The 12,169-nt window shown below is 46.8% G+C and carries 11 protein-coding genes; 2 read left to right on the forward strand and 9 right to left on the reverse strand.

The features are described 5' to 3' along the window. The first annotated feature begins 144 nt into the window (after positions 1-144). A complete protein-coding gene (locus QL223_RS10025; RefSeq protein ID WP_281544639.1) occupies positions 145-783 on the forward strand; it encodes a thiopurine S-methyltransferase in 639 nt (212 codons plus the stop codon). 66 nt (positions 784-849) lie between these two features. Here QL223_RS10025 and purT read toward each other — a convergent pair whose 3' ends face one another. The 9 genes from purT to QL223_RS10070 all read right to left on the reverse strand — a co-directional run bounded on the left by purT (position 850) and on the right by QL223_RS10070 (position 10,839). Then, positions 850-2,025, reverse strand: a complete 1,176-nt coding sequence (purT, locus tag QL223_RS10030) for a formate-dependent phosphoribosylglycinamide formyltransferase (RefSeq protein WP_281544640.1) — start codon at positions 2,023-2,025, stop codon at positions 850-852. A 177-nt stretch (positions 2,026-2,202) separates the two neighbouring features. Continuing rightward, a complete protein-coding gene (locus tag QL223_RS10035) occupies positions 2,203-3,087 on the reverse strand; it encodes a DMT family transporter (protein WP_083939927.1) in 885 nt (294 codons plus the stop codon). 121 nt (positions 3,088-3,208) lie between these two features. Continuing rightward, complete coding sequence (cdd, locus tag QL223_RS10040) at positions 3,209-4,096, reverse strand: cytidine deaminase (RefSeq protein WP_002540548.1); 888 nt, start codon at positions 4,094-4,096, stop codon at positions 3,209-3,211. Between the two features lie 149 nt (positions 4,097-4,245). Beyond that, positions 4,246-4,935, reverse strand: a complete 690-nt coding sequence (locus QL223_RS10045) for an LrgB family protein (RefSeq protein WP_002540549.1) — start codon at positions 4,933-4,935, stop codon at positions 4,246-4,248. A gap of 3 nt (positions 4,936-4,938) precedes the next feature. Further along, a complete protein-coding gene (locus tag QL223_RS10050; RefSeq protein WP_002540550.1) occupies positions 4,939-5,283 on the reverse strand; it encodes a CidA/LrgA family protein in 345 nt (114 codons plus the stop codon). A gap of 129 nt (positions 5,284-5,412) precedes the next feature. Then, positions 5,413-5,910: a hypothetical protein gene (locus QL223_RS10055; RefSeq protein WP_039850284.1), complete on the reverse strand. Its 498-nt coding sequence runs from the start codon at positions 5,908-5,910 to the stop codon at positions 5,413-5,415. 133 nt (positions 5,911-6,043) lie between these two features. Next, positions 6,044-7,468 (reverse strand): exodeoxyribonuclease I, encoded by a 1,425-nt coding sequence (sbcB, locus tag QL223_RS10060; protein WP_281544641.1) that lies wholly within the window; start codon positions 7,466-7,468, stop codon positions 6,044-6,046. Positions 7,469-7,576: 108 nt separating this feature from the next. Continuing rightward, on the reverse strand, positions 7,577-9,640 hold the full coding sequence (locus QL223_RS10065) for an EAL domain-containing protein (protein ID WP_281544642.1): 2,064 nt from the start codon (positions 9,638-9,640) through the stop codon (positions 7,577-7,579). After that, positions 9,637-10,839 carry a GGDEF domain-containing protein gene (locus tag QL223_RS10070; protein ID WP_002540555.1) on the reverse strand — a complete coding sequence of 401 codons (1,203 nt, stop codon included), beginning with the start codon at positions 10,837-10,839 and terminating at the stop codon, positions 9,637-9,639. Before QL223_RS10070 ends, QL223_RS10065 begins: the two co-directional genes overlap by 4 nt. 409 nt (positions 10,840-11,248) lie before the next feature. Here QL223_RS10070 and QL223_RS10075 point away from each other — a divergent pair, with 409 nt between their 5' ends. Next, positions 11,249-12,097 (forward strand): TauD/TfdA family dioxygenase, encoded by an 849-nt coding sequence (locus tag QL223_RS10075; RefSeq protein ID WP_281544643.1) that lies wholly within the window; start codon positions 11,249-11,251, stop codon positions 12,095-12,097. Positions 12,098-12,169: the final 72 nt, after the last annotated feature.

The following is a 12,169-nucleotide window of genomic DNA, read 5'->3' on the forward strand; positions in this document are numbered from 1 at the left end:
GTCAAAAAACAATAGAAAATTGGAAAACATCGCGAAGTTGATCACGAATATGATCCTTTTGGCCTTCGAGAAATGGTTTTTTCCGGCTGAGTGACACTGTTAAGATGTCGCCCTTGTGTGGAATGTAACAACGAGAAAAACAACATGGATCAGGAATTTTGGCACAGCCGATGGGCAGAGAATCGCATCGGTTTTCATCTCTCGGATACCAATCCGCTTCTGGTTAAGTATTGGCCTTTGCTTCACCCTCAACGTGAAGAGGCGGTGTTTGTTCCTATGTGTGGCAAATCCATTGACCTAAGCTGGCTGGCCAGCAAGCACGACGAGGTAGTGGGTGTCGAATTGAGTGAAATTGCAGTGCGTGCGTTTTTTTCTGAGCACCTTTATACACCGACGGTTACGTCGATGAGCCCGACGATGAAGCTGTATCAATTTGATGAGCTGTCTATCTATGCCGGTGACTATTTCACTGCGCCGTTAGAAACCTATCCGCTGATTTATGATCGTGCTGCGCTGATAGCCATGCCTGAATCCCTGCGTCAACAGTATGCGGAAAGGTTGTTGTCGCTTCTTAAACCGGGCGGACGCATCTTGTTGGTGACACTTCATTATCCCCAAGAGCAAATGGACGGTCCTCCATTCAGTGTCGAGGGTGACGAAGTACGCCGATTGTTTAATGGCTATAAGATCACTCATCTAAATCGTGATGAGCAGGCAGATAGACCACCTAAAGGTAAAACCGCGGATTTCTTTGCAGAAGAAGTCTGGTTGATAGAGTCGTAATAAATGTAATGTAAACAAAAACGCCACCTAATAAGGTGGCGTTTTTTTATGCGCGATTGTTGGCGTTTAGAAATCGACCTGAACAGATGAAGCGACACTCACGGCTTTGCTCACTGCAGAATCTGTATTGGTATCAGTAGCCAGTGCAACGCCTAAACGGCGACGGCCGTTAATGTCTGGCTTACCGAACAAGCGAACTTGAGTATCGCTGTAACGCAGTGCTTCGGTGAGTCCCTGAAAACTCAGGTTATCCGACGTGCCTTCCGCAAGAATTGCGGCAGAAGCAGAAGGACCGAACTGGCGAATTGCATTTACGGGCAAGCCCAGGAACGCGCGTACATGAAGGGCGAACTCAGAAAGATCCTGAGAGATCAGTGTCACCATACCGGTATCATGCGGACGAGGGGAGACCTCACTGAACATCACTTCATCGCCTTTGATGAAAAGCTCCACACCAAACAGACCATATCCTCCCAACGCAGTGACCACTTTGCGCGCAACATCTTCAGCGGCTTTGAGTGCTTTCTCACTCATTGCCTGCGGCTGCCATGATTCACGGTAGTCGCCATCTTCCTGACGGTGGCCGATTGGCGCACAGAAATGAATGCCATCGATGGCACTAACAGTCAGCAGAGTGATTTCATAATCGAACTCAACGAACCCTTCAACGATGACTTTGCCACGGCCGGCGCGTCCGCCTTCTTGGGCGTAATCCCATGCATATTGAATGTCAGAGGCAGATTTTACTACGCTCTGTCCTTTACCCGATGAACTCATCACTGGCTTAACAACGCACGGAAATCCAACTTGCTCGATGGCTCGCTCAAACGCTTCCTGCTTGTCTGCAAAGGCGTAGGGTGAAGTAGGAACCTGCAGTTCTTCTGCTGCCAGACGACGGATACCTTCACGGTTCATTGTCAGCTGTGTTGCTCGTGCGGTAGGAACCACATTGAGCCCCGATTTTTCCAGCTCAACCAGACGGTCAGTGGCGATGGCTTCAATCTCTGGCACAACATAGTCAGGCTTTTCCTGAGCAATCACCGCCGCAAGAGCATCGCCATCCAGCATGTCAATCACATGGCTGCGATGGGCGACTTGCATCGCAGGAGCATCAGCATAACGGTCACAGGCAATGACTTCGAGGCCGAGTCGTTGGCATTCGATCGCCACTTCTTTGCCAAGTTCACCAGAGCCTAAAAGCAGGACGCGGGTTGCGCCAGGACGGGTAGCAGTACCAATCATGATATTCTTCCAATCATTCAAATGTCTGGCCGCAATTCTACCTTAAGCAAACGTTTGCGCAAACGTTTGTTTTTATCCTGAGACACTTGAAAACCTTTTGTTCTGGGCGACGTTTTGAAAAACTTCATAAGAAAAAGCCGCTCAATTAGAGCGGCTTTTTATCTGATGCTGTGGCAGTTAGCGGTTTGTTGGTTTTCGCGTTTCCCAATGGGTAATAAAGAATACCGCAGCAATGATGATAGCAGCGCCAAGCCAGAGTCGGCCTGGTGGCACCCAGCCAAATACCAAGAAGCCAAACAAGACGTTCAGTGGCAGCTTTGCATGGTCAAAAGGCTGTACGAACGAAGCATCCGCCACAGCGTAAGCTTTGGCAATCGCCCATTGAGCTAATGCGGTCAAAAGGCCTGCGCCCAGAAGCATCAACCATACAGTTTGACCGCTTGGCATTGTCCATTCTGGCGCTGCCAGCAAAATGTTGAATGGCGTGATAAGAAGCAGCAGATAAACCACCATGGTGGTTGGCGAATCGTAGTGCGACAGTTTTTTCACCATCAGAGAGTAGGTTGCCCAGAAGAAAGCTGCACCCACCGGCAGAAGCGTTGCCCAGTTAAAATCATCTGACCAAGGCTCCAATATGATCATGGCGCCCACAAAGCCGCTCAGCGTTGCAAACCAGCGTGCAGGGCCGACTCTTTCTCCAAGGAAAAGGCCAGATCCGATGGTGGCAAACAGTGGTGATGTCATCAGCAGTGCGATGCCTTGCCAGATTGGTACTGGATAAGCCAGCGCCCACAGCCAAAGTTGAATACCAATCACCGAGAAAAAGACTCGCAGACAGTGCATACCGAGATGTTCGGTTTTCAGTGCCTGTCGGATCCCCATACTTTTCAGCCAAGGGAGCATGGCAATCAACGCAATGAAGTACTGAATGAAAGCAACAGTGGTAGAAGGCAGTTGCATTTTAAAGCTCACATACTGCGCGAGACTGTTTACCATCGCGAAACAGACACCGGCGGTCAGCATCCATGTGGCACCTAGAATAGGGTTGTGTTGTTGGCTCATGTGCGTGTTGGAAAGAGAAAAAGTGTTCCGATACTAGCGAAAAAATTGTACATGGGAAGGGGAAAACGTAAAAACGCCGGGAATATCCGGCGTTTTGTCACTTAAGTGTCGCGAATAGGCATTAAATCGCCAGATAACCCAAAGGAATATCAGGGTTTAGCGCTTCCAACATCGCCTGGGTATCTTGCAGGTGACTGTTGTTGGCATTGGCGGTTTCAACCAAGACCACTTCCTGAATATCAGTCAAAGGCGCATTAGCCAGGTTCATTAAGTTCAGGGCGACCTGAAGTGGAGGCAAGCTTGGGTTAAACGCAGCGTTCTCAGCATACATACCAGTGAAGACATTGCCTTTGATATCACGCACCGCAACACCGCTCAGATTGCGGGTGTATGGCGCATGGCTGCGGTTAGTGGCTTGAACAGCGGCCTTAATCAGCTCATCGTCTTCTTTTGCGGCTAACCCGTGATTAACTGGTGCTAACAAGGGTTGGTCGACACCGAGGTCAGATGGGCCAAATGCTTCTGGCAGATAGCTGTGCAATAGCTTGGCTTCACGCTCAGGCAATTGGACTTGCAGCAATTCTGCACCACTCAACTCGTTCATGAACTGACGGCAATGACCACACGGGCTGTAATTGATGGTGATATCTGTCAGGCGGGTTTCACCTTTCAGCCATGCGTGGCTGATGGCAGATTGCTCAGCATGAACAGACTGGTTCAATTGAACACCTTCATATTCCATGTTTGCGCCCAGATACAAGCGGCCTGATTCGCCACGTGCAATGGCGCCAACATAGAACTTTGAAATGGGGGCAACCGAATAGGCGGCGGCTACTGGCAAGAGGGCAACGCGTGCCTCGGCGTCTGAAAGTCCAGTTTCTTCAAGCAGTGCGGCAAAGTCTTGGGCACTGATTGTGGCATCAAATTCTGGTGCAGTAACGATCTTGTTAACTGCTTCTTTGAACGGAGTAGGTAAAGCTGCAATTGCTTCCTGAACGCTAGCTCGCATGTTCGCTCCAATGCTCTTGTTATGGGAGAGTATTCTAAAGCGAATTATAGCCAAATTAACGTGATTTAAATCACTTAATATGTGCAACATTTAGTTCCATTGCATTAATTAGGGTGATCTCACATGATTTCGATTTCATTTGATGCCTGTCATGTTGTGGTGTAATTAATAACAAACACAATAATCGGATACACAAAGGGTGCGAGAATGGTGGTGATGATGCCGCAAATCACCAAGGCCAGTGAACTCATGGCACCTTCCTGATAATTACTCTCTGCTGCTTTTGCTGTGCCGATGGCGTGAGAAACTGCACCAATGGATAGTCCTCTCGCCAGCGATGATTTCACCTTCAATGCATTCAGCAATGGATACCCAATCAAAGCACCAAACAACCCCGCGACCACTACCAACGCCGCTGTGACGGCAGGGATCCCACCAATGTGCTCAGCGGTGCTCAAAGCAAAGGGCGTTGACACAGATTTAGGCAGAACAGACGCAGCGATTTGTAAGTCACCACCTACCCACACGGCAATGAGTGAACCTAAGATCATCGAAGCAAAACTCGCTAAGGTGCAGGCAATAAGAATGGTTCGCCAATGCCGGTGGATGACATGCATTTGTTCATACAGCGGATAAGCCAATGCAATAACCGCAGGGCCAAGCATGAAGTTAATGATTTGGTTCTGCTCAAAATAAATCTGGTAGGTATCACCGCTATAAATGACCATGGGCATGAGCACTATCAAGCTAATCAACAGCGGATTGAAAACAGGATGACGAAGCTTGAGGGCAATCTGTCGGGCAATGGCATAGACAATCAGTGTCGCGATAATCCACATGGCTCAGTTCTCTTCCTTATCTTTGTCCAGCAGTTTAGCCATCACCACTAATACAATCAGCGAGCTCAACACTGTAGCACCTAGCAAAGGCAAGGAGTCAGAAACCAGTAAAGTGAAGTGATCCATCAACCCCATGCTGGCGGGGATAAAAAACAATGGCATCACCATGATCAGTAGCGTGCAGGCATCTTTTACCCAACGTCCAGGCACCACTCCTGTGGTCAGGCTGACAAAAAGTAACAACATACTGACGATGCTGCTTGGAAAAGGCAGATGCAGGAAAGTCGTAATAAGACTGCCGATCGCGTAGTAGAGCGCGATCAACGCAAATCCGATCAGGTAGTTCACTTTATTTGTCTCGCTTGTTCTGAATGACAGACATTCTACTACGAGAGCGTATATGAAACCTTGTTCTATTCGAGGAAGATCACACAAAAAACGGCAGTCCAAGCTGCCGTTAGGTTTCATGTCATCACGTTAGAAAAAGTAGACGGCACCCGCGGCTGCAGCGACTAAAAAAGTGACAGCACCCAGGAAAAGATGGGCGGTTTTTGGGTGGGGTTCTGGTTCCGCGATGGCCTCTTCCAGGTTGATGTCGAGTTCGTCTGGCAGAGAAGGGTCGGGCGGTAACTCGTCTTGTCGCTGATATGTTTTTTGTGGCAAGGCGATGCGATAACCATGATCTCCTACGACATCCAGTGGCAGGATTTTTTCTCCTTGACGATAGGATTTCGCCAGCAAAGAACAAATACTGTTTTGATGCTGGGAGAACGAAGAGTCCGGCAATGAGGTCGCCGTATATAGGACTCTCGCTGAAAGTACTTCGCCCGCATGGTAGCAAAGCATTTCTAGCAGTCTGCATTCTTCATAGGTCAGGGTAGTGACTGTGCTGTCACGCCAATACAGAGAACGGCTCTCAGGTTCGAAATCTACATCTGAAAATCGGTAGCAGCGACTGTTGACCTTGGTGACCATCTCATTTCCCACACGGCAATCTCTTATAAGAAAAGTGTGGACTCAAATCACAGAAATTCAAATGAAACGCACCTGAAAATACAGGTGCGTAAAGCGAACATCACACGGTAAACAATTAATCTAGGTCGAGAGCCTAAGAAACCAGTGACTCGACATAGTGATAAACGGACTTAAGAATCTTAAATTTTTTATCGTCACTTTGATTGGCTTCAGCCAGTGCTTCCAAATTTGCCATATAAGCAGGTAACTCAGCCTCGAAATAGTCGCGACGATGCATGTGCCATTTTTTCTGCTCGCTGTCACTTAATGTAGCGGGATAGTTTCGTGCTCGATAGCGGAAAAGCAGTGGCTTGATACGCTGATCTGAAACCTGTATATCCAGAGCCGCCAGATTTTCCGGTTTGGTCTGGCGGATGATATCCATGGTAGAGCGATCAGACGGCGAGAAGAAGCCGTCATAAAGCGCGGCATCGACATTGCCGGACGATTGATATTCCGGCTTCTCGGCATAAAGTGCGACAAGCTTTTCACGGACAGAGGGATTGGCTTGGAGCTTTTTCAGATTCTCCAGACATTGTTGGCGGTCAATACCCAGTCGGGCGGCATCTTCCGGGCGCAGGGTTTTGGCTTCAGCAAGCACAGGACATTTGTTGATGTGGATGAGTTTGATAGGAGCTGGTAACTCGTCCGGTGCCAGATCAGTATGTTTAGTGTAAAGGCGTTCACGAAGGGCGTCGGTATCCAAATCAAATAATGGCGAAGGATCACGAGCCAAATCGACGGCAATGACAGCGTTTTTGTTTTCAGGGTGCCATGCAACAGGCACTACCCAGCTGGTGTTACCGCGCTCAGTGCCGAACATGCCAGAAACGTGCACCAATGGTTTCATGGAAACCACATCAATCAGCGGTGTCAGCTTGTTTTTATTTCGGTATGTATAGAGATAATCAAACAGACGTGGTTGCGACGTTTTCAGCTTTTTCGCCATTTCAATGGTGGCATGGACATCGGCCATCGCATCGTGCGCATTGCTGTGTTCGATGCCATTCGCCACAGAAAGATGCTCCAACTTAAAACTGATATTGCCTTCACTGTTTTCCGGCCATTCAATCCCTTCAGGACGGAGCGCATAAGCTGCGCGCATGGTATCCAGTAAGTCCCAACGCGAGTTACCGTTCTGCCAGCTCCAGCCGTAAGGGTCGAAAAAGTTGCGGTACAGCGTGTAGCGCGTTACTTCATCATCAAAGCGGATGTTGTTATAACCCACGGCACATGTTCCTGGCACTGAAAGCTGCTCGTGAATTTTGGCAATAAACTCAGGCTCAGACAGGCCACGACTGACCGCAGTTTGCGGCGTAATACCTGTGATCAGGCAAGCCTCTGGCTGAGGCAGATAATCATTTGGCGGCTGACAGTAAATCACCAACGGCTCACCAATGATGTTGAAGTCTTTGTCTGTTCTGACGCCAGCAAACTGGCAGGGGCGATCAAGAGCAGGGCTGGTTCCAAAGGTTTCGTAATCAAAGAAGAAAAAGGTAGGTTCGTTGGCTTGTGTCACGGTGTTATCCAAGGGTTTGATAGACGGGAGGATGTTACCGCAATTTGGCGGAGAAATCTTGCCTGCATAGCGAAAAACAGGCCCCGATAGAGGCCTGTTAAAGCGGAGTTACACAGGCATTGGTTTATGAACCAGATAGCCCTGAAGATAGTCGATACCCAACTGCTTCAGGTAATCGGCTTCTTCCTCGGTTTCCACACATTCCGCTACAATGGTGATTTTCAGTGTGTCAGCAATGCACCGTAGATCTTCGATGATGGTGCGCTTGACTGGATCAGCAATACAGTTGCGGACCAGAGAACCATCAATTTTTACAGTATCAACTGGCATGGTGAGTAATTGGTTATACGTTGCATGGCCTGCACCAAAGTCGTCTAATGCCAACCGGAATCCTTTGTTTTTAAGTCGTTTCAGGTTTTCTTGTAGTAACTCAGGGTTATCGATTGAACCTGATTCAACCACTTCTATGTTGACCTTGTTAGGTTGAACACTATGAGTGTCCACCCACTCGATAAGCTCTGACACCGCAGCACCGTCGCTTAAGTATTCAGGTGTGAGGTTTACAGAGCCGTATTCGAAACTGTCTTGATCCAATTCGCTCAGGTAAACAAGCTGGCGCATCACGATTTTATGCTCTAGCTGTTCGAGGTATCCCAACTTCTGGGCGCAGTGGAAGACAATACCAGTGTTAAGTACTTTCTCATCAAAGGAGAAACGACTCAGTAGTTCAAAACACACTTTATCCGGGTTGGCGATATTCAGGTAATTCTGACGAAGGATCTGAACGTTACTGACATCTAACTCTTCAAGCATGGCGATGTAGTCATCTAAGCCAGTGTCATCGCAATCAACGACATAACCTGGAGTCCCTTTATCTCCTAAGCGCATGTTGACGTTTAGGCGGTTAACAGCTTGCTTAATACGAATCCCTTTACGACAACGACAATAAAAGATTTTCTCCGGATAGAAGTTAATCTGGCGTTGTTCAAGGTATTTATCCAGCTTTGCCGGGATCATTTCCAGTTCGGCAATGGCATTTTCCGTATTACTGGTAAGCATGATGAGTGCAGACACGTCATAAAGCATGTAGCACTGTTCAGATAGCTTGGTATGCCCTTCAAAGAAACGTGAAATTTGGCGCAAAATGCTATCACGCTTTTCCAGTGGATATTTGAACACCGGGCGTAAATCAAGCGCGGCTACGATGAAGTTTTCTTTTACCAGTGAATTGGCATCCAGTTTTTGGAAAGTACCAAAGTTACTCTGTTTATCGAAATAGAGGCTTTGCAGGTTGCTTTCTATTTCATTTCTCAGCGATCGCTTATATTCCAGCATGATGTAGATAATCAACGAGAACATAAAAAACAGTGACAAGCGTGTGTTTAGCGTATGCAGGTTGTCATAGGCTGATGGGTGAAAAATTTGCCCATAGCCAATGATCATCAGCAGGATTTGAGTCAGCTCTGAAAAGTTAAATACCGCCAGTGTTACTAAGGGAGCAAGTAGCATATATGTCATTGACGGCGAGTGCGATGCAGTATCAGTAAAATGCAAAACCAGAAAGATACCCAAGACCAAACTACCTTTGTAAAGCCAATCGGCTTTAGACATGATAGAAATTCTTTTAAGTAAATCTTTGAGGCAGTTTGGGTGGCTTAAACCATATAAAACAAGCGCAATAACAGGGCCTGTGATTAACACGCCAATGGCATCTGTGAGATACAGATTCAGTGCTGCATCAAGGTCGTAGTTGCCTGGTGCTAAGAGCGCTAATGAGGATGCGCCGATAAATGGCATAGCAAAAACGTAAAAACAAAACGCTACGCGAAGCGCATATCTGCGTCTTCTCATTTTCTGAAGTAACTCTACGGAGAAATAGAGGGTTATCGTCATTATTAACGTATAGAGGTAACCTACGCCACTTGGCGTTATATTGATAAAGCTATAGAAGAAAAGCAACGCCAGAAATTGCCCCAAAACACCATCCTTGCCATACATATAGGCTACTGCCACCATGGTTCCAGCGGTAATAGAGAAAAGCTGAGCACTGACCAATCCTTCTTTGGGGTACCAGCCAAGCTCAGTGCTTACCAAAACCAACAGAAATGAGAAAGCTACATAGAACGGATTACAGTTCATTGAGTGAGTCGGAATGGATTGAAAATACTTCATGCCAATGTCACCTTGTTGCGTCCACGATGTTTTGACTGATACAGGGCTGCATCAGCTGCTTTGTAGGCTTTCGAAAACGTTGTATTCATTGCTGAGTGACCACCGATTGACACGGTAACAGGCAGATTTGCAATATATCTGGCTGAGATGGATTGACGAATCTGCTCGGCTTTATCAAACATTGCACCTCGCTGCATGTCTTTGAACATGACAACAAATTCTTCTCCTCCCCAGCGCACAGCAACGTCTTCAGCGCGAATTTGAGCCAGTATGATTTGTGCGCACGCGGTGAGCACTTCATCCCCTTTGATGTGCCCATGGGTATCGTTAATTTGTTTGAAATGATCTATATCGATAACCAGCATCGAGAAATTATTCATTCGTCTGAACTTAGGCTCGTAATAATCACGGCGGAAAAGACCCGTCATTTCGTCATTCTTGATTGAACGTCCACGACGGCACATCAGGCGATAACCCAAGTGCAATAAAATCGCTGAAATGAATGAAGGCCAAAGTGCATGTTTCAGTACATCCAAATAGTGAAAACCAATGTTAACCGGCCCGTCATTTGAACATGGTAAAGTTGCTGGCTCATCATAAATATTGTTTTCCCCATTGAGGTTCAATGTGGTGTGGTGATTGGCATTGTATTTATCAACGATATTGTTTGTGTGCGTGGCTTTGATATCGACAGCAACAATTGCATCCAACGACTTCCTGTTGTGGATCGGGAAATAAATCGTTCTTACTTTTTGTTTGGTCACTGCCTCTTCATAGACTTCTGTAATTCGCGTCGTGCAGCCGTAAAACTCCTGATAGATATTGCCCAAGTGCTCTCGTTCGATAAGTGATTTCAAGTTTTCGTGCATCGCATAGCTTTTAAATAGATCTTGGTAACCAGGGCGCATAGGATGAAAAATGCCGAATGTACTTGGGTTTTCCAGCACTGAAATTGACCAAACTGAATCGGGTGCACACGTTTTCAATCGATCATTCAGTTTGTCCAATCCCCCCGCGAGGTCTTTTACTGCAGTATTGTTTTCGCGCACGAGAATGCTGGTGTCGCCAACTTTGTACTCACCAGCGTTGAAGGCTTGAACCGAAGTATTGTTATAAAACGAGCCGAAGCGTCGAATGGTGGAGTACAGTTGTCTGTACTCTTCATCAATAGTTTTGATGAGTTGTTTGGCGTGCACCATGTTGTAGACCTGATAGCACGTTGAAACGACCCATAATGTCAAAATGAATAATTTCACAAATGACAATGGTTGTAAGTGCTTCACGAAGTTGTGAAATTTCATAGTCAGTACATGCCTAAGTAATTTGGTTTAGTCTTGTGTAAATGTGATCTGAGTGGTGTTTTCGCGGCGAGTGTAAACATTTTGCTCATGAGTTCAACGAAGAAAATTTATCGTCATGGCAAAGGCTTTTAATGGTTGTAGGTGGCTGATAATTTGGTGGAAACCTGACAACCATTTGTTTGAAAGGAAACCGGTGACTTCACGGTCTTTTAAATGTCTAGAAGATTGGTTCTTAGACACTTGCTATTAGACTGAATTGATCGCGATAGGGGCTGTTGAAAATTTCTTTTGATGTGGGTGATGAAGGATGTTGAGTATTAAATCTTGCAATAAAACGATAGGCGCAGTGATTTCAGGTATTGATCTCACCAGTTTTAATGACAGCGAGTTTGCTCAGCTCTACCAAGCATTTTTAAAATACAAAGTCATCTTCGTCCGCGACCAGTTTCTTTCCCCCGAATCTCAACTTAAGCTTGCTGCCAGATTTGGTGAGTTGGAAGAGCCACATCCTTTCTTTCCTCATGTATCAACACACCCGCAAGTCAGTGAAATTGAAACGACGCCCGGAAATCCGCCAGGAAAAAGCTACTGGCATACAGACATGACCTGGCAATCAGCACCACCCAAATGCTCGGTGCTTTGTGCTCAACATTTACCGGACAAAGGCGGGGACACCATTTGGGTCTCGATGGAAGCGGTTTATGCGTCCTTACCCGAACCTTTAAAGCAAAAGCTGGCAGGTAAAACTGCCACCCATGCAGTTCACGGCTTTGCAGGGAGTCGTTTTGACGAGGTCAACAGTGATGGGGATAGTCGTGTCGATGGCATTTCGAAAGGCATGGTGGCGGTGAAACATCCTGTTATTGCCAAGCACCCTGAAACAGGTAATCCAACCCTTTATATCAATGAGCAGTTTACCCGATGGCTCGACGATCCTTGTATTGAGGAAGAGGGGATAACGTTAGATAGGTTATTTGATTACGCCCATAATGCATCGCTTCAGGTAAGGTTTCGCTGGGAAACAGGAAGTGTCGCTATTTGGGATAATCGCTGCACCCAGCATTTTGCAGTGACTGACTACGGTGACAAACCAAGGAAGTTACACAGAGTTGTAGTGAAAGGAACCCCACCTGAGCCTTTCGAGTTGTATCGGTAGGTGTTTTAAACACAACTCGCGAATATTCTCCTATCTGGAAGTCTATTAACATATCGCTCAATATGTGTGGCT

This window comes from Grimontia sp. SpTr1 (genome assembly GCF_947387585.1).
Taxonomy (GTDB): domain Bacteria; phylum Pseudomonadota; class Gammaproteobacteria; order Enterobacterales; family Vibrionaceae; genus Enterovibrio; species Enterovibrio indicus.

Bases quoted from the DNA above. Each gene is read 5' to 3' on its own strand.
- QL223_RS10025 (WP_281544639.1), top strand. From the start codon at position 145: ATGGATCAGGAATTTTGGCACAGCCGATGGGCAGAGAATCGCATCGGT.
- purT (WP_281544640.1), bottom strand. From the start codon at position 2,025: ATGATTGGTACTGCTACCCGTCCTGGCGCAACCCGCGTCCTGCTTTTA.
- QL223_RS10035 (WP_083939927.1), bottom strand. From the start codon at position 3,087: ATGAGCCAACAACACAACCCTATTCTAGGTGCCACATGGATGCTGACC.
- cdd (WP_002540548.1), bottom strand. From the start codon at position 4,096: ATGCGAGCTAGCGTTCAGGAAGCAATTGCAGCTTTACCTACTCCGTTC.
- QL223_RS10045 (WP_002540549.1), bottom strand. From the start codon at position 4,935: ATGTGGATTATCGCGACACTGATTGTCTATGCCATTGCCCGACAGATT.
- QL223_RS10055 (WP_039850284.1), bottom strand. From the start codon at position 5,910: ATGGTCACCAAGGTCAACAGTCGCTGCTACCGATTTTCAGATGTAGAT.
- QL223_RS10065 (WP_281544642.1), bottom strand. From the start codon at position 9,640: ATGAAGTATTTTCAATCCATTCCGACTCACTCAATGAACTGTAATCCG.
- QL223_RS10070 (WP_002540555.1), bottom strand. From the start codon at position 10,839: ATGGTGCACGCCAAACAACTCATCAAAACTATTGATGAAGAGTACAGA.
- QL223_RS10075 (WP_281544643.1), top strand. From the start codon at position 11,249: ATGTTGAGTATTAAATCTTGCAATAAAACGATAGGCGCAGTGATTTCA.